19 protein-coding genes are annotated in these 16610 nt (G+C 51.0%); 6 read left to right on the top strand and 13 right to left on the bottom strand.

Annotated features, from left to right (window positions below):
• Nucleotides 1-10: 10 nt before the first annotated feature.
• Together A7Z29_RS04990 and ygfT are read right to left on the bottom strand one after the other, a co-directional pair.
• Nucleotides 11-499 (bottom strand): 4Fe-4S dicluster domain-containing protein, encoded by a 489-nt coding sequence (locus A7Z29_RS04990; protein ID WP_105289870.1) that lies wholly within the window; start codon nt 497-499, stop codon nt 11-13.
• Nucleotides 496-2418: a formate-dependent uric acid utilization protein YgfT gene (gene ygfT, locus A7Z29_RS04985; RefSeq protein WP_105289869.1), complete on the bottom strand. Its 1923-nt coding sequence runs from the start codon at nt 2416-2418 to the stop codon at nt 496-498. Before ygfT ends, A7Z29_RS04990 begins: the two co-directional genes overlap by 4 nt.
• A 434-nt stretch (nt 2419-2852) precedes the next feature.
• Here ygfT and uacT point away from each other — a divergent pair, with 434 nt between their 5' ends.
• Together uacT and yqfG are read left to right on the top strand one after the other, a co-directional pair.
• Nucleotides 2853-4301: a urate/proton symporter UacT gene (uacT, locus tag A7Z29_RS04975; RefSeq protein ID WP_010347966.1), complete on the top strand. Its 1449-nt coding sequence runs from the start codon at nt 2853-2855 to the stop codon at nt 4299-4301.
• A gap of 1 nt (nt 4302) precedes the next feature.
• On the top strand, nt 4303-4428 hold the full coding sequence (gene yqfG / locus A7Z29_RS04970) for a protein YqfG (protein WP_016159664.1): 126 nt from the start codon (nt 4303-4305) through the stop codon (nt 4426-4428).
• On the opposite strand, the gene A7Z29_RS23190 is transcribed toward yqfG, so the two are convergent.
• Nucleotides 4425-4496 (bottom strand): hypothetical protein, encoded by a 72-nt coding sequence (locus A7Z29_RS23190; RefSeq protein ID WP_123056740.1) that lies wholly within the window; start codon nt 4494-4496, stop codon nt 4425-4427. The two genes, yqfG and A7Z29_RS23190, sit on opposite strands and share 4 nt — an antisense overlap.
• Before the next feature lie 54 nt (nt 4497-4550).
• Here A7Z29_RS23190 and idi point away from each other — a divergent pair, with 54 nt between their 5' ends.
• Complete coding sequence (idi, locus tag A7Z29_RS04965; protein ID WP_001192779.1) at nt 4551-5099, top strand: isopentenyl-diphosphate Delta-isomerase; 549 nt, start codon at nt 4551-4553, stop codon at nt 5097-5099.
• Nucleotides 5100-5142: 43 nt separating this feature from the next.
• Here the strand turns inward: idi and lysS are convergent, their stop codons facing one another.
• From lysS to xerD, 5 genes are all read right to left on the bottom strand, one after another.
• Nucleotides 5143-6660: a lysine--tRNA ligase gene (gene lysS / locus A7Z29_RS04960; protein WP_000003093.1), complete on the bottom strand. Its 1518-nt coding sequence runs from the start codon at nt 6658-6660 to the stop codon at nt 5143-5145.
• Nucleotides 6661-6669: 9 nt separating this feature from the next.
• Nucleotides 6670-7768, bottom strand: a protein-coding gene (gene prfB, locus A7Z29_RS04955; protein ID WP_001701073.1) for a peptide chain release factor 2 whose coding sequence is annotated in 2 segments (ribosomal slippage) — nt 6670-7692 and nt 7694-7768 — 1098 coding nt in all. Because the reading frame shifts where the segments join, the coding sequence is not laid out codon by codon here.
• 90 nt (nt 7769-7858) lie between these two features.
• Nucleotides 7859-9592, bottom strand: a complete 1734-nt coding sequence (gene recJ, locus A7Z29_RS04950) for a single-stranded-DNA-specific exonuclease RecJ (RefSeq protein WP_000813172.1) — start codon at nt 9590-9592, stop codon at nt 7859-7861.
• A gap of 5 nt (nt 9593-9597) precedes the next feature.
• Nucleotides 9598-10308, bottom strand: a complete 711-nt coding sequence (gene dsbC / locus A7Z29_RS04945) for a bifunctional protein-disulfide isomerase/oxidoreductase DsbC (protein WP_000715233.1) — start codon at nt 10306-10308, stop codon at nt 9598-9600.
• Nucleotides 10309-10332: 24 nt separating this feature from the next.
• Entirely contained in the window at nt 10333-11229 is an 897-nt protein-coding gene (gene xerD / locus A7Z29_RS04940) for a site-specific tyrosine recombinase XerD (RefSeq protein ID WP_000806649.1), read from the bottom strand.
• A 111-nt stretch (nt 11230-11340) separates the two neighbouring features.
• On the opposite strand from xerD, the gene fldB reads away from it, so the two are divergent.
• Nucleotides 11341-11862: a flavodoxin FldB gene (gene fldB, locus A7Z29_RS04935; RefSeq protein ID WP_001055878.1), complete on the top strand. Its 522-nt coding sequence runs from the start codon at nt 11341-11343 to the stop codon at nt 11860-11862.
• Between the two features lie 39 nt (nt 11863-11901).
• Here fldB and A7Z29_RS04930 read toward each other — a convergent pair whose 3' ends face one another.
• The 3 genes from A7Z29_RS04930 to A7Z29_RS23185 are packed head-to-tail and all read right to left on the bottom strand — an operon-like array spanning nt 11902 to nt 12776.
• Complete coding sequence (locus A7Z29_RS04930; protein WP_000244788.1) at nt 11902-12309, bottom strand: protein YgfX; 408 nt, start codon at nt 12307-12309, stop codon at nt 11902-11904.
• Entirely contained in the window at nt 12290-12556 is a 267-nt protein-coding gene (gene sdhE / locus A7Z29_RS04925) for an FAD assembly factor SdhE (RefSeq protein ID WP_000354042.1), read from the bottom strand. Before sdhE ends, A7Z29_RS04930 begins: the two co-directional genes overlap by 20 nt.
• Nucleotides 12546-12776, bottom strand: a complete 231-nt coding sequence (locus A7Z29_RS23185) for a hypothetical protein (RefSeq protein WP_000181265.1) — start codon at nt 12774-12776, stop codon at nt 12546-12548. The genes sdhE and A7Z29_RS23185 overlap by 11 nt, the downstream gene beginning before the upstream one ends.
• 32 nt (nt 12777-12808) lie before the next feature.
• On the opposite strand from A7Z29_RS23185, the gene ygfZ reads away from it, so the two are divergent.
• Nucleotides 12809-13789 carry a tRNA-modifying protein YgfZ gene (gene ygfZ, locus A7Z29_RS04915; RefSeq protein ID WP_085461136.1) on the top strand — a complete coding sequence of 327 codons (981 nt, stop codon included), beginning with the start codon at nt 12809-12811 and terminating at the stop codon, nt 13787-13789.
• Nucleotides 13790-13984: 195 nt separating this feature from the next.
• Here ygfZ and trhA read toward each other — a convergent pair whose 3' ends face one another.
• Nucleotides 13985-14644, bottom strand: a complete 660-nt coding sequence (gene trhA, locus A7Z29_RS04910; protein WP_000250277.1) for a PAQR family membrane homeostasis protein TrhA — start codon at nt 14642-14644, stop codon at nt 13985-13987.
• Nucleotides 14645-14807: 163 nt separating this feature from the next.
• Nucleotides 14808-15119: a N(4)-acetylcytidine aminohydrolase gene (yqfB, locus tag A7Z29_RS04905; protein WP_105289868.1), complete on the bottom strand. Its 312-nt coding sequence runs from the start codon at nt 15117-15119 to the stop codon at nt 14808-14810.
• Nucleotides 15120-15163: 44 nt separating this feature from the next.
• Between yqfB and bglA the strand changes: the two genes are divergently transcribed.
• Complete coding sequence (gene bglA / locus A7Z29_RS04900; RefSeq protein ID WP_024165226.1) at nt 15164-16597, top strand: 6-phospho-beta-glucosidase BglA; 1434 nt, start codon at nt 15164-15166, stop codon at nt 16595-16597.
• Nucleotides 16598-16610 lie beyond the last annotated feature (13 nt).

Below are 16610 nucleotides of genomic sequence, written 5' to 3'. Positions count from 1 at the left end.
GAGATTTCTTTCAGAGAGGATTCTCACCGCTGGCAGCAAGACGCTGCTGGCGGACTTGCCTGATTTCTCTCTCAGTCATCAACTGCAACGCCTGCGTTGGGCAGGACTCAACACACGCAGGTCCCTCTTGCCGCTGTTCGCAAAGATCACATTTCACGATGAGTTGACGAGTATGACCGGGCAACGACTGAACAGTGATCATCCCAAACGGGCACGCACTGACGCAACTCTGACAGCCAATACAACGGGCAGAATTGGCCTGCACCACCTGCTCGCCTATCGTCAGCGCCCCCACAGGGCAAGCGCCAACACAAGGGGCGTTTTCGCATTGATGGCACATCACCGGCGCACTAATGTTGTTCAGACGCTGCACTTTTAAACGTGGGAGAAAGAAACTCGCATTCAACTCCTGTTCTAACGGATGGGCGACCACGCAAGACACTTCGCAAGTACGACAACCAATGCAGTCAGTTGAATTAACGATAATTAACGATTTCATCGCGATGCCTTCGTATTAAACATGGCTAACATATCGTGTGCTGTCTGTCTTCCTGCGGCCATTGCAGTGACGACCAGATCCGCGCCATGAACAGCATCACCACCAGCAAAGACTTTTCTCAGATGCGTCTGGGTGGGTAAATACCCGACGTCGCCGGTTTGAATCAGCCCCCATTTATCGAGCTTAACGCCACTGCCCTGCAACCACGGCATGGCATGTGCCTGGAACCCAAAGGCCATAATCAGCACATCAGCGGGCAGTTCAAACTCAGATCCCGCCACCGGACGTGGACGACGGCGACCATCAGGTCCCGGCTCACCCATTGCGGTACGAATCAAACCCACAGCTTTTAAGCGCCCGTCATCATCAAGAGCGATATATTGCGGCTGAACATTGAACTGAAACTCAACGCCTTCCTCTCGCGCATTAACCACCTCTTTTCGCGAGCCGGGCATACTGACTTCATCACGCCGATAAGCACAGGTCACGCTGGTGGCATTCAGGCGAATGGATGTGCGCAGGCAATCCATTGTTGTATCGCCGCCCCCCAATACGACAACTCGCTTACCTTCTACATCCGTCAGCGGATACTCTGCAGACTCTGGCAGCCCCATCAACTGGCGGGTATGCGCGGTCAGAAACGGTAGCGCCTGAATGACACCGGGCGCATCTTCATGCGGCAGATCCGCTCGCATCATCCCGTAAGTCCCCACGCCGAGGAAAACGGCATCATATTCCGCCGTTAATTCGTTGAAAGAGATATCACGGCCAATTTCACAGTTGAGATGAAAGTCGATCCCCATCGCGGTGAATATCTCCCGCCGCTGGCTTAACACCGCTTTATCGAGCTTGAAAGGAGGAATACCAAAGGTCAACATGCCGCCAATTTCTGGATGGCGATCAAAGACATCAACATGAACGCCAGCGCGCGCCAGAATATCGGCACACCCCAGCCCTGCTGGCCCTGCGCCAATCACCGCCACTCTTTCCATACGCGGAACGACCTGGCTGACATCGGGACGCCAGCCCATCGCCAGCGCGGTATCGGTGATGTAGCGTTCCAGATTACCGATAGAGACTGCGCCAGAGTGATCTTTCAAAGTACATGCACCTTCACAAAGACGGTCCTGTGGACATACCCTGCCGCAGATTTCTGGTAAGGAGCTGGTCTGGTGGCAGAGTTCTGCCGCTTCAATAATCTTCCCTTCCTGTACCAGATGGATGTAATCCGGAATGGCGTTATGCAGCGGGCAATGCCAGTTGCAGTTGGCTTTTTCGGCACAATAAACACAGCGGTCACTCTCATAAGTCGCTTGTTGCGGATCCAGTCCACAATAGATTTCGCCAAAGTGGGTTTTCCGCTCACTCGCTGAAATTTTCTCTGCGCCTTTGCGGGGGTTAACGGGGAGCAACGCTGCACGGCGAGATGGCTGAGCATCTGATGACGCCTTTCCTTCTACCGTTTTGCGCTGGCGGGTCATCTTTATCTGCTGTAACCCTTTATCATCCATCAGGCGTAATGCCTGCGTTGGGCAGACCTCAATACAGGCTTGCGCGCCGGAACTGCGCTGGTTACAAAGGTCGCATTTCTGCGCAATAGAACCGACCATCTCGATTACGCCAAAGGGGCAAGCGATTGCGCATCTTTTACAACCAATACACTTTTGCTCGTCCAGTTGTACGCTATCGGGCTGGAAAGTCAGAGCATTTACCGGGCAAACCGTAACGCAGGGGGCATTATTGCAATGATGACAGGCAACCGGATTCGCGTGCAGGCCTTTCCCAACAACGTGAATACGGGGTTTAAAGTCACTGTGGCTCTGCGGCCAGTTTTCTTGGTTGTGTGCCGCCGCACAGGCAATTTCACAGGCATGACAGCCTATACATTCCGCAGCTTCAGCAGCGATAAACTTATTCATTTGCATCCCTTTCATTTGATGAGTTATGTCTTCTCAAATGTCGCAATGCAATAAACGGGCATATATTATAAAACGTGTCCGCTTTAATGATATTTTGCGACTGAGGTCAAATTATTACCCCTCAATCTGTGCCGCTTTCATTAATTAAACATCGTTGCTGAAAACAGAGTAATCCAACTCAAAAACATTAAATGCGAGAGTGCGATATGCCAGAATGATTAAAGACATATCAATATGAGAAAATTAAAGATAATTCCATTATCTGATTCTTTTCTCATTTTCTCGGTTTAACCACGATTATGTGATTGCCTCCGCAATTCCTGTCTCTAACTTCCCTTCCTCGTTAAAACTGGCATCCCACGAGCATGTAATTAAACAGTTTTATTAACGTAAACGGTTGCTTTTAACTCTGGCGAGCGAAAGGAGAATGACTGATGAGCGCCATAGATTCCCAACTTCCCTCATCTTCAGGGCAAGACCGCCCCACCGATGAGGTTGACCGCATATTATCACCAGGAAAGTTGATCATACTCGGTCTGCAACACGTACTTGTGATGTATGCAGGTGCAGTCGCTGTTCCACTGATGATTGGTGACAGACTCGGCCTTACCAAAGAGGCGATCGCGATGCTTATTAGCTCCGACCTCTTTTGCTGCGGTATCGTCACACTTTTGCAATGCATTGGCATCGGTCGTTTTATGGGGATTCGCCTGCCCGTTATTATGTCGGTGACCTTTGCTGCTGTAACGCCAATGATAGCTATCGGGATGAACCCGGATATCGGGCTGCTGGGGATTTTTGGCGCAACCATCGCAGCAGGATTTATCACCACATTATTAGCGCCGCTTATTGGTCGCTTAATGCCTTTGTTCCCACCGCTGGTTACCGGTGTGGTTATTACCTCTATCGGGCTGAGTATTATTCAGGTGGGCATTGATTGGGCTGCGGGAGGTAAAGGAAATCCGCAATATGGTAATCCCGTTTATTTAGGAATCTCCTTCGCAGTCTTAATTTTCATCTTGCTTATTACTCGCTATGCAAAAGGATTTATGTCCAATGTCGCCGTATTACTGGGGATTGTATTTGGCTTTTTACTTTCGTGGATGATGAATGAAGTCAATTTATCCGGGCTGCATGATGCTTCGTGGTTTGCGATTGTTACGCCGATGTCGTTTGGTATGCCGATTTTCGACCCCGTTTCTATTTTGACCATGACCGCAGTACTCATCATCGTATTTATTGAGTCGATGGGGATGTTCCTGGCACTGGGTGAAATAGTCGGTCGTAAGCTCTCTTCGCACGACATTATTCGCGGGCTGCGCGTGGATGGCGTAGGAACCATGATCGGCGGAACGTTTAACAGTTTTCCGCATACATCTTTTTCACAAAACGTCGGTCTGGTCAGCGTGACGCGCGTTCATAGCCGCTGGGTGTGTATTTCTTCGGGGATTATTTTAATTCTGTTCGGCATGGTGCCCAAAATGGCGGTGCTGGTGGCTTCCATTCCGCAATTTGTGCTGGGCGGCGCGGGGCTGGTGATGTTCGGCATGGTGCTGGCTACAGGGATTCGGATTCTGTCGCGCTGTAACTACACCACCAACCGTTACAACCTCTATATTGTGGCAATCAGTCTCGGCGTTGGCATGACTCCGACGCTTTCTCACGATTTTTTTTCTAAATTACCGGCCGTACTGCAACCGTTGCTGCATAGCGGCATTATGCTCGCAACCCTTAGCGCCGTTGTGCTGAACGTCTTCTTTAATGGCTATCAGCATCATGCTGACCTGGTAAAGGAATCCGTCTCTGATAAAGATCTAAAAGTCAGGACAGTACGTATGTGGCTTCTGATGCGCAAGCTGAAGAAAAATGAGCATGGAGAATAATATGAATCTTTTAATGCGCGCTATATTCAGTCTGTTATTACTCTTAATGATCTCCATTCCTGTCATTTCTGACTGCGTTGCAATGGCTATTGAAAGCCGCTTCAAATATATGATGTTGCTTTTTTAAATGGTCTTTCTCTGTCGGCATCCGCTCAAAACGGGCGGTTGTCGATAAACGCTCACTTGGTTAATCATTTAACACTTCTGTTATCTATAATGACGAGTGATTAGAATTACATGTGAGAAATTATGCAAACGGAACACGTCATTTTACTGAATGCACAGGGAGTCCCTTCGGGTACACTGGAAAAATATGCTGCACACACGGCAAATACCCCCTTACATCTCGCGTTCTCCAGTTGGCTGTTTAATGCCAAAGGGCAATTATTAGTTACCCGCCGCGCACTGAGCAAAAAAGCATGGCCAGGTGTGTGGACAAACTCGGTTTGTGGGCATCCACAATTGGGAGAAAGCAACGAAGACGCGGTGATCCGCCGTTGCCGCTTTGAACTGGGTGTGGAAATAACATCACCAGAACCGGTCTATCCTGACTTTCACTACCGCGTCACCGATCCGAGTGGCATTGTCGAAAATGAAGTGTGCCCGGTATTTGCCGCACGCGTGATCAGCGAGTTACAGCCCAACAATGATGAAGTGATGGATTATCAATGGTGTGATTTAGCAGATGTATTACGCGGTATTGATGCCACGCCGTGGGCATTCAGCCCGTGGATGGTGATGCAGGCAGCCAATAGCGAAGCCAGAAAACAATTGTCTGCATTTACACAGCTTAAATAAAAAACCCCGACGGTTGTCGGGGTTATGTGCTTACGCGTAATACTTATTTTACCGGACGCATCGCCGGGAACAGAATAACGTCGCGGATAGTATGGCTGTTGGTGAAAAGCATAACCATACGGTCGATACCAATTCCCAGACCTGCTGTCGGCGGCAGACCATGTTCCAGTGCAGTAACGTAATCTTCATCGTAGAACATTGCTTCATCGTCGCCTGCGTCTTTCGCCGCAACCTGATCCAGGAAACGCTGCGCCTGATCTTCTGCATCGTTCAGTTCGCTAAAGCCGTTACCAATCTCACGACCGCCAATAAAGAATTCAAAGCGATCGGTGATTTCCGGGTTGACGTCGTTACGACGCGCCAGCGGAGAAACTTCAGCCGGGTATTCAGTAATGAAGGTCGGCTGAATCAGATTCGCTTCTGCCACTTCGTCAAAGATCTCGGTCACAATACGACCCAGCCCCCAGCTCTTCTCAACGTGAATGCCGAGAGATTCAGCAATCGCTTTCGCAGAGTCAAAGTTATCCAGGTCTGCCATGTCGGTTTCCGGGCGATATTTCTTAATCGCTTCACGCATGGTCAGTTTTTCGAACGGCTTACCGAAGTCCAGTACCACATCACCGTAGGTTACTTCAGTCTTACCGAGAATATCCTGAGCCAGAGTGCGGAACAGCGATTCGGTCAGTTCGATCAGATCTTTGTAATCCGCGTAAGCCATATAGAGTTCCATCATGGTGAACTCTGGGTTATGGCGCACGGAGATACCTTCGTTACGGAAGTTACGGTTGATTTCGAACACGCGTTCAAAACCGCCAACCACCAGACGCTTGAGGTACAGTTCCGGCGCAATACGCAGGTACATGTCGAGATCCAGCGCGTTGTGATGGGTAATAAACGGACGTGCTGCCGCACCGCCCGGGATCACCTGCATCATCGGGGTTTCAACTTCCATAAAGCCGCGATTCACCATGAACTGGCGAATGCCAGAGAGGATCTGTGAACGCACTTTAAAGGTGTTGCGGGAATCATCGTTAGAGATGAGATCCAGATAACGCTGACGATAACGCGCTTCCTGATCTTGCAAGCCGTGGAATTTGTCTGGCAGCGGGCGCAGTGCTTTGGTCAGCAGACGCAGCTCGGTGCAGTGGATAGACAGCTCGCCGGTTTTGGTTTTAAACAGCTTACCTTTTGCGCCGATAATATCGCCAAGATCCCATTTCTTAAATTGATCGTTATAAACGCCTTCCGGCAGATCATCACGAGCTACATACAGCTGAATGCGACCACCGACGTCCTGCAGGGTAACGAAAGAGGCTTTACCCATAATTCGGCGAGTCATCATGCGACCAGCTACAGCAACTTCGATGTTCAACTCTTCCAGCTCTTCGTTCTCTTTACCGTCGAAGTCTGTATGCAGTTGGTCAGAAGTATGGTCGCGACGAAAATCATTCGGAAAGGCAATCCCCTGCTCGCGCAGGTTCGCCAGCTTTTCGCGACGAGTTTTCAGTTCATTGTTAAGATCGGTTACCGCGTCAGTGCCTTGTACGTGTTGTTCAGACATGTTGGTTCCTTATAACCCAGCTTTCAAACTTGCTTCGATAAATTGATCCAGGCTGCCATCCAGCACTGCCTGCGTGTTGCGGGTTTCAACCCCGGTGCGCAGATCTTTAATGCGGGAGTCATCAAGGACATAAGAACGAATCTGGCTGCCCCAGCCGATGTCAGATTTATTGTCTTCCATCGCCTGTTTCTCAGCATTCTTCTTCTGCATCTCCAGTTCATAAAGTTTTGCTTTCATCTGCTTCATGGCCTGGTCTTTGTTCTTGTGCTGGGAACGGTCGTTCTGGCACTGGGTCACAATCCCGGTCGGGATGTGAGTAATACGCACCGCAGATTCGGTACGGTTAACGTGCTGACCGCCCGCACCGGACGCGCGATAGACATCAATGCGCAGATCCGCTGGGTTGATTTCGATATCAATATCGTCATCCACTTCTGGGTAAACAAACGCGGAACTAAATGACGTGTGGCGACGACCGCCGGAGTCAAACGGGCTTTTACGCACCAGACGGTGAACACCGGTTTCTGTGCGCAGCCAACCATAAGCGTAATCGCCGGAGATCTTGATAGTCACGGATTTGATACCCGCTACTTCACCTTCCGACTCTTCGATAATTTCAGTTTTGAAACCGCGCGATTCTGCCCAGCGCAGATACATACGCTCAAGCATACTTGCCCAGTCCTGCGCTTCCGTACCGCCGGAACCAGCCTGGATATCAAGGTAGCAGTCGGCGCTGTCATATTCGCCGGAGAACATGCGGCGGAACTCAAGCTGCGCCAGTTTTTCTTCCAGGGCGTCGAGTTCAGCAACGGCTTCGTTAAAGGTTTCTTCGTCGTCAGCTTCTACAGCCAGTTCCAGCAGACCGGAAACATCTTCCAGCCCTTGTTTCATTTGGTCGAGGGTATCGACAACAGCCTCGAGGGAGGAACGCTCTTTACCCAGCGCCTGCGCACGTTCGGGTTCGTTCCAGACATCCGGCTGTTCCAGCTCGGCGTTTACTTCTTCCAGACGCTCTTTCTTGGCGTCGTAGTCAAAGATACCCCCTAAGAACGTCGGAGCGTTCCGTGAGGTCCTGAATGCGATTATTTACCGGATTAATTTCAAACATGGTCTGATTTCTTTTATTGAGCTAGTCAAAATGCGGTGATAAGAGCGGGATTGTACCCAATCCACACTCTTTTTTATAGAGAAGACGATGCTAAAGTGGCCAGATATTATCGATGATAATCTGTAGACTGCGGTTGCCACGAAACTCGTTGATATCCAGCTTGTAGGCCAGTTGTACTTCACGAACGCCGTTATCCGGCCAGAGGGCGGTATCGACATTAAAAGCAATACCATCCAGCAGCGGGCCGCCGCCGACCGGTTCAACCATAACCTTCAGATGGCGCTCTCCCACCAACCGCTGTTGCAGCAGGCGAAAATGACCGTCAAACAGCGGTTCCGGGAACATCTGCCCCCACGGACCGGCATCACGCAGCAGTTGCGCAACTTCCATGGTCATCTCCGCTGCACTTAACGGGCCGTCGGAAACTACTTCACCCTGTAATAATGCCGGATCCAGCCACTCGGTAACCAGTTCGCCAAAGCGTTGCTGAAAGAGTTCGAATTTGTCCTCTTCCAGCGACAATCCTGCCGCCATCGCATGACCGCCAAACTTGAGCATCATGCCAGGGTAGAGCGTGTCTAACCGCTCCAGCGCATCACGCATATGCAATCCCTGGATGGAGCGACCAGAACCTTTCAGCGTACCGTCGCCCGCAGGCGCAAAGGCGATAACCGGACGATGAAAACGCTCTTTGATGCGCGAAGCCAGAATACCAACGACGCCCTGATGCCATTCAGGGTGATACATTGCCAGCCCGCCAGGCAGCGTATCGCGGCTACGCTCCAGTTGCTCGCACAAGGTCAGTGCTTCGACCTGCATTCCCTGTTCAATCTCTTTTCGCGTCTGGTTTAGTGCATCAAGCTCATTAGCCAGAACGCGCGCTTCGCCGATGTTGTCGCAAAGTAACAGTGCCACGCCAACGGACATATCATCCAGTCGTCCGGCGGCATTGAGACGCGGCCCCAGCGCAAAACCTAAATCGCTGGCAGCGAGTTTTTGTGCATCGCGGTTTGCCACTTCCAGCAGAGCTTTAATCCCCGGGCGGCATTTCCCGGCACGAATGCGACTCATCCCCTGCCAGGTCAGAATGCGATTATTGGCGTCCAGCGGCACTACGTCCGCCACCGTACCCAGCGCCACCAGATCCAGCAATTCCGCCAGATTCGGTATTGCGATACCACGCTCATCGAACCACCCCCGATCGCGCAAAAAGGTGCGTAACGCCAGCATCAGATAAAACGCAACGCCAACGCCTGCCAGCGATTTCGACGGGAACTCGCAGTCACGCAGATTAGGATTAATAATGGCTTCCGCCGCAGGTAAAGTTTCGCCAGGCAAGTGATGATCGGTAACAATAACCGGAATGCCCAACGAGCGAGCATGTTCAACTCCTGCGTGAGAAGAAATGCCGTTATCAACCGTTACAATCAACTGCGCACCACGCGCATGAGCTTGATCGACCACTTCAGGACTTAAGCCGTAACCGTCTTCGAAACGGTTCGGTACAAGGTAGTCGATGTTGTCACAGCCGAGAGAACGCATCGCCAGCACGCTAAGAGCTGTGCTGGTGGCACCGTCGGCATCGAAATCCCCGACCACAATAATCCGCGTTCCTTCGCGAAAAGCGTTGTAAAGGATCTCAACGGCCTTTTCGACACCGCTCAGTTGCTGCCAGGGCAGCATACCTTTAACGCTGCGCTCCAGTTCCTGCGCGCTGCGCACGCCCCGACTGGCGTATAAACGCCGCAGCAAGGGGGGCAAGTCAGCGGGCAAGTCTGCCGTTTCGTCGACTTCACGACGACGAAGTTGTATCTGTTGTTTCACGCGAATTATTTACCGCTGGTCATTTTTTGATGTTCGTCGAGGAATTCTTTCATCGCTTTCGGCGGCTGGTAACCCGGAACAAGTGTGCCATTGCTCAGCACAACTGCCGGAGTACCGCTAACGCCAAGCTGTACGCCAAGTGCGTAATGGTCGGCAATATCAATATCGCAACTTGCCGGAGTGGCAGCTTTACCTGCCATCACATCATCAAACGCTTTGTTTTTATCTTTTGCACACCAGATGGCTTTCATTTGTTGTTCAGCCTGGCTCTCCAGCCCCTGGCGCGGGAACGCGAGATAACGCACGGTGATCCCCAGCGCGTTGTAGTCAGCCATCTGCTCATGCATTTTGTGGCAGTAACCGCAGGTAATGTCGGTAAACACGGTGATGACGTGCTTTTCTTGCGGCGCTTTGTAGATAATCATCTCTTTTTCCAGCGCATTCAGTTGCTTTAACAGCATCTGGTTGGTGACGTTGATCGGTGCCGCGCCGCTAACGTCATACATTGGCCCCTGAATGATGTGTTTACCATCATCGGTGATGTACAACACACCGCTGTTAGTCAGAACTGTCTTCATGCCTGCCACGGGTGCTGGCTGAATATCGCTGCTTTTAATGCCCATTTTGGCTAGCGTTTGTTGAATTGCCGTGTCATCAGCCTGAGCAAAGCCAGAAAACGCCGTCAACAAAGTAAACAACATAAAACCTTTCTTCATAAGTCATCCCGTTCTTTTCAGCTATCACGCCCGAGGGTGATGCTGTTGATGAAGTTGCCGCAGACGCTCAGTAGCGACATGCGTATAAATTTGCGTGGTGGAAAGATCGCTGTGGCCCAGTAGCATCTGTACCACGCGTAAATCCGCACCATGATTTAATAAATGAGTGGCAAAAGCGTGGCGCAACACATGCGGTGACAGCTTTTCGCTGTCGATCCCCGCCAGCACGGCATAATGTTTAATGCGATGCCAGAAAGTTTGTCTCGTCATCTGCTGCGCACGCTGGCTGGGAAACAGTACATCAATCGACACACCGTTTAGCAACCACGGTCGCCCGTGTTCCAGATAGGTTTCCAGCCAGTAGACTGCCTCTTCACCTAACGGCACCAGGCGTTCTTTATTGCCTTTACCGATTACCCGCACCACGCCCTGACGCAAGCTGATATCGCTCATCGTCAACCCTACAAGTTCAGAGACACGCAATCCGGTAGCATACAGCACTTCGAGCATCGCTTTGTCGCGTAGCTCCAGAGGCTGATCAACCAACGGTGCCTGCAATAACCTTTCGACTTGCGCTTCACTTAAATCTTTCGGTAGACGCTGGGGTAATTTCGGCGAAGCAAGATGCGCACTGGGATCGTCTTCACGAAACTTTTCGCGATAAAGATACTGGAACAATCGGCGCACCGCACTCAGCAAACGAGCGGAACTGGTGGCTTTATACCCGCCTTCCAGCCGTTCTGCCAGTAATGCCTGTAAGTCGCCGCTTTGCGCCGTTGCCAGCGTCAATCCACGATGATGCAACCACTCCACCATCATTGACAGATCGCGACGATATGCGTTCAACGTATTTTCTGCCAGATTTTTCTCCAGCCACAGGGCATCAAGAAACTGCTCGATGCGTGCCAGATCCTGTTTCACTTGCGCCCCTTATCGTTACTCGTTTGATCCATTATGCCTTATTGTGCCGTGACTAAAGCGATTCTGATACACTAGCCGCAAAAGCCACAGCAGAATCGAGAAGCTTACGTTATGAATATGGGTCTTTTTTACGGTTCCAGCACCTGTTACACCGAAATGGCGGCAGAAAAAATCCGCGATATTATCGGCCCAGAACTGGTGACCTTACATAACCTCAAGGACGACTCCCCGAAATTAATGGAGCAGTACGATGTGCTCATTCTGGGTATCCCGACCTGGGATTTTGGCGAAATCCAGGAAGACTGGGAAGCCGTCTGGGATCAGCTCGACGACCTGAATCTCAAAGGTAAAATTGTTGCGCTATATGGATTAGGCGATCAACTGGGATATGGTGAGTGGTTCCTCGATGCACTCGGTATGCTGCATGACAAACTCTCGACCAAAGGCGTGAAGTTCGTCGGCTACTGGCCAACGGAAGGATATGAGTTTACCAGCCCGAAACCGGTGATTGCTGACGGACAACTGTTCGTGGGTCTGGCGCTGGACGAAACTAACCAGTATGACCTTAGCGACGAGCGTATTCAGAGCTGGTGTGAGCAAATCCTCAACGAAATGGCAGAGCATTACGCCTGAGATTACTGACGGCATAGCGCACTCGCTTTGCCGTCGCCATTATCTTTGCGTCTCCTGCTGTAACAAAATCCGCCGCAAATCCCGCCATTCGGCTTCATCCATGCTGTCTGCTGCCAGCCACAGATGCTGACGTTTGCCGCTATCAGAACGTAGACGCAACATCATGCCGCTTTTAATCATCCACGGCGCTTTGACGATGCTCCACTCCTGCCCCTGCCAGCGCAAACGCCCATCCATCAGCAGACGAATCTCTCCCTGGCGAGCATTAATGCGCCGCTGGCTGCGGACGCAATCAAACACCACCAGCGAAAGCAACACCAGCCATAACGGGGTGTAACTAAGCGGCCAGGGCATGAGCAAAATAACAGCGGCAACCAGCCCATGAATCAGCAAGGAAAGCCACTGCGCGCGCCAGGAGACGCGCAGTTCAGATTGCCACAGGACCACGTTCCCGGTTCCGTGTCTGGATGAGTCGGACCATCATTTCCAGTTCTGCATCGGCCGGTTTACCGTGATTCATCAGCCAGTTGAACAAATCGGGATCGTCACATTCCAGCAGACGAATAAAGATGTGTTTTTCGTCATCGCTTAAGCTGTCGTACTCATGTTCGAAAAACGGCATGATCGAAATATCAAGTTCGCGCATACCACGGCGGCATGCCCAATGAATGCGGGCTTTGTTGTTAATGTCCATCTTCTTCCTGTCTCACGAAAATCCAGTACCTGGCTATTGTAACGTGTTTTTCGACTTCTTTTGCGGGAATATCGGTAAACACAATCACGATCGCGAAATTAATCCACAACAATTCAAAGGCTTCATTTTTTTGGAAGTCACCTCGCAAAGCCTGGCTGAAGGCACAGATCGCGTAGTGAAAGCACTTGCAATGCCCCATAGCTCTTTTACCATTAGTCATTAATTACGCCGTTTGTAAAACAGGACTCCATTATGGCTTTTACACCTTTTCCTCCCCGTCAGCCTACGGCTTCTGCCCGTTTACCGTTGACGCTGATGACGCTTGATGACTGGGCGCTGGCCACCATTACTGGCGCGGACAGCGAAAAATATATGCAGGGTCAGGTGACAGCAGATGTCAGCCAAATGACAGAAGATCAGCACCTGCTCGCCGCACATTGCGATGCTAAAGGTAAGATGTGGAGCAATTTGCGTCTGTTCCACGATGGCGACGGTTTCGCATGGATTGAACGGCGCAGCGTGCGTGAATCGCAACTGACTGAACTGAAAAAATATGCGGTATTTTCTAAAGTGACCATCGCGCCAGACGACGAGCGTGTGCTGCTTGGTGTTGCCGGTTTTCAGGCTCGCGCCGCGCTGGCAAATCTCTTTAGCGAACTGCCTTCGAAGGAAAAACAGGCGGTCAGAGAAGGTGTGACGACACTGCTTTGGTTTGAACACCCAGCAGAACGTTTTCTGATCGTGACCGATGAAACTACCGCCAGTGTGCTGACCGACAAGCTTCGCGGCGAAGCGGAACTGAATAATAGCCAACAGTGGCTGGCATTAAACATTGAAGCGGGTTTCCCGGTGATTGATGCGCCTAACAGCGGGCAGTTTATCCCCCAAGCGACCAACCTCCAGGCGCTGGGCGGCATCAGCTTTAAGAAAGGCTGCTATACCGGGCAAGAGATGGTAGCGCGAGCAAAATTCCGTGGTGCCAACAAACGCGCGCTCTGGTTGCTGGCAGGTAGCGCCAGCCGGCTGCCGGAAGCAGGTGAAGACTTAGAGCTGAAAATGGGCGAAAACTGGCGTCGTACCGGAACCGTGCTGGCGGCGGTCAAACTGGAAGATGGGCAGGTCGTAGTGCAGGTCGTCATGAATAACGACATGGAACCGGACAGCGTTTTCCGCGTTCGTGACGATGCGAATACATTGCATATCGAGCCGCTGCCGTATTCGCTGGAAGAGTAAATTTCTGTATCGCTTCGGGCATCTATTGCCTGATGCGACGCTGACGCGCCTTATCAGGCCTGGGAATTGGTGCCTTTATCACAACAGGGACGTAGCCCGTAGGCCGGATAAGGCGTTCACGCCGCATCCGGCAGTTGCGCTCCGATGCCTGATGCGACGCTGGTGTGTCTTTTCATTCCTACAAAGGCACACCAATTACGCCTGCCCAATATACAAATAAATCGCCAGAAAGTGGCACACGCTGCCGCCGAGCACAAAGCCGTGCCAGATGGCGTGGTTGTAGGGAATGCGTTTGCAGACGTAGAAAACCACGCCAAGCGAGTAAACCACGCCACCGACCGCCAGTAAGGTAACGCTGCCTGCCGCCAGCTTAACTGCCATTTCATAAATCACCACCAGCGACAGCCAGCCCATCGCCAGATAGGTCACCAGAGATAAGATTTTAAATCGGTGCGCGATGGTCAGTTTGAACAGAATCCCCAGCAATGCCAGGCTCCAGATAACAATCATCAGCCCGCGCGCTAACGGAGAATCCAGCCCCACCAGCAAAAACGGCGTGTAGGTTCCGGCAATCAACAGATAAATGGCGCAGTGGTCAAATTTCTTCAGCCACATTTTTGCCCGTTGATGAGGAATGGCATGATAAAGCGTCGAAGCGAGGAACAGCAGGATCATACTGCCGCCATAGAGGCTGTAACTGGTTATCGCCGTGGCGCTGGCATTGAGATCCACCGCCTGAACCAGTAGCAATACCAACCCGACGATACCAAACACCAGTCCAATACCGTGACTGACGCTGTTGGCAATTTCCTCTGCCAGCGAATATCCCTGCTTAATGAGAGGCTTCTGAACCATAACTTACTCCGGAGAAACGTACACGCACGTGTATACCTCTCCAGCGTAACTGAGAATAGTTCCAGTGAACACCTGTTAGCTAAAATAAATTCTGATTTGAGATTAATCCCCGAAAAGTCATGAAATTAAATGCAAAATTTCAACTAACAGGCGTGAGTTCAATTTAAAGACATTTAAATTCAATCATATAAAACTGTGTCTGATCGGGATAGATGTCGGCAATGACCTTTTTCAATTCAGCCAGGGTCATATTTTCCTGTTGTGCGTGTTTTTCTGTGAGAGTATCCAGCGTCACCGTTGAGGTTGCAGTGACTTCAATGGTGCAAAAATAGCCGTCATCTTCAAAGCGCCCGACACGAAGCACATCGCCAGCTTTAAAGTGCGATTCAGACTCGTCACGGATTGTGATGGTTTTACGCCCAGCCAGAATGTCATCCTGGAATCGTTGAAAAAAAGTGATGTCGTTTGGCTGCATGGTACTATTTCCTGTAAGAATTGACTCATCTGGAGCCTATGATAGTGAAAAAACTCACCTTACCGAAAGATTTCTTATGGGGCGGCGCAGTTGCCGCTCATCAGGTCGAAGGCGGCTGGAACAAAGGCGGCAAAGGGCCGAGTATTTGTGACGTACTGACAGGTGGCGCACACGGCGTGCCGCGCGAAATCACCAAAGAAGTCTTGCCGGGCAAATACTATCCGAACCATGAAGCGGTAGATTTTTACGGTCACTACAAGGAAGACATCAAGCTCTTCGCTGAAATGGGCTTCAAATGTTTTCGTACTTCCATCGCCTGGACGCGCATTTTCCCCAAAGGCGATGAAGCTCAGCCAAACGAAGAAGGGCTGAAGTTTTACGACGATATGTTCGATGAACTGCTGAAATACAATATCGAACCGGTGATCACCCTCTCCCACTTTGAAATGCCGCTACATCTGGTGCAGCAATACGGTAGCTGGACCAACCGTAAAGTGGTTGATTTCTTTGTCCGTTTCGCGGAAGTGGTATTTGAACGCTATAAGCATAAAGTCAAATACTGGATGACCTTCAACGAAATTAACAACCAGCGTAACTGGCGGGCACCGCTGTTCGGTTACTGCTGCTCCGGCGTGGTGTATACCGAGCATGAAAACCCGGAAGAGACGATGTATCAGGTGCTGCATCACCAGTTTGTCGCCAGCGCCCTGGCAGTGAAAGCTGCGCGTCGCATTAACCCGGAGATGAAAGTCGGCTGTATGCTGGCGATGGTGCCGCTCTATCCTTACTCCTGTAACCCGGACGATGTAATGTTTGCCCAGGAGTCGATGCGCGAACGTTACGTCTTTACCGATGTCCAGCTACGCGGCTACTACCCTTCTTATGTATTGAACGAGTGGGAACGTCGCGGATTTAACATCAAAATGGAAGACGGCGATCTCGATGTACTACGCGAAGGCACCTGCGATTATCTTGGCTTCAGCTATTACATGACCAACGCGGTGAAGGCCGAAGGCGGCACCGGCGATGCAATTTCTGGTTTCGAAGGCAGCGTACCGAACCCGTATGTTAAAGCGTCTGACTGGGGCTGGCAGATTGATCCGGTAGGTCTGCGTTACGCGCTTTGCGAATTGTATGAGCGTTACCAGAAGCCGCTGTTTATTGTCGAAAACGGTTTTGGCGCTTACGACAAAGTGGAAGAAGATGGCAGCATCAACGACGACTACCGCATTGACTACCTGCGCGCCCATATTGACGAGATGAAAAAAGCGGTGACTTACGATGGTGTGGATCTGATGGGCTACACGCCGTGGGGCTGCATCGACTGTGTATCGTTCACCACCGGGCAGTACAGCAAACGCTACGGTTTTATCTATGTGAATAAACATGACGACGGTACTGGTGATATGTCGCGTTCACGTAAGAAGAGCTTTAACTGGTACAAAGAAGTGATTGCCAGCAACGGCGAGAAACTTTAAGTAGATGAAGTAC

The sequence above is a fragment of the Escherichia sp. MOD1-EC6842 genome, from assembly GCF_002965705.1.
GTDB lineage: Bacteria > Pseudomonadota > Gammaproteobacteria > Enterobacterales > Enterobacteriaceae > Escherichia > Escherichia ruysiae.
The sequence above is the reverse complement of the archived record's forward strand: the minus strand, read 5'-3'. Positions and strand labels throughout refer to the sequence as shown.

What these genes read in the sequence shown, in the direction of transcription:
- A7Z29_RS23185 (WP_000181265.1), bottom strand. Translation starts at nt 12,776, where the DNA reads ATGACTAATGGTAAAAGAGCTATGGGGCATTGCAAGTGCTTTCACTAC.
- fldB (WP_001055878.1), top strand. Translation starts at nt 11,341, where the DNA reads ATGAATATGGGTCTTTTTTACGGTTCCAGCACCTGTTACACCGAAATG.
- trhA (WP_000250277.1), bottom strand. Translation starts at nt 14,644, where the DNA reads ATGGTTCAGAAGCCTCTCATTAAGCAGGGATATTCGCTGGCAGAGGAA.
- idi (WP_001192779.1), top strand. Translation starts at nt 4,551, where the DNA reads ATGCAAACGGAACACGTCATTTTACTGAATGCACAGGGAGTCCCTTCG.
- lysS (WP_000003093.1), bottom strand. Translation starts at nt 6,660, where the DNA reads ATGTCTGAACAACACGTACAAGGCACTGACGCGGTAACCGATCTTAAC.
- dsbC (WP_000715233.1), bottom strand. Translation starts at nt 10,308, where the DNA reads ATGAAGAAAGGTTTTATGTTGTTTACTTTGTTGACGGCGTTTTCTGGC.
- yqfG (WP_016159664.1), top strand. Translation starts at nt 4,303, where the DNA reads ATGAATCTTTTAATGCGCGCTATATTCAGTCTGTTATTACTCTTAATG.
- sdhE (WP_000354042.1), bottom strand. Translation starts at nt 12,556, where the DNA reads ATGGACATTAACAACAAAGCCCGCATTCATTGGGCATGCCGCCGTGGT.
- ygfT (WP_105289869.1), bottom strand. Translation starts at nt 2,418, where the DNA reads ATGAATAAGTTTATCGCTGCTGAAGCTGCGGAATGTATAGGCTGTCAT.
- yqfB (WP_105289868.1), bottom strand. Translation starts at nt 15,119, where the DNA reads ATGCAGCCAAACGACATCACTTTTTTTCAACGATTCCAGGATGACATT.
- A7Z29_RS04990 (WP_105289870.1), bottom strand. Translation starts at nt 499, where the DNA reads ATGAAATCGTTAATTATCGTTAATTCAACTGACTGCATTGGTTGTCGT.
- uacT (WP_010347966.1), top strand. Translation starts at nt 2,853, where the DNA reads ATGAGCGCCATAGATTCCCAACTTCCCTCATCTTCAGGGCAAGACCGC.
- ygfZ (WP_085461136.1), top strand. Translation starts at nt 12,809, where the DNA reads ATGGCTTTTACACCTTTTCCTCCCCGTCAGCCTACGGCTTCTGCCCGT.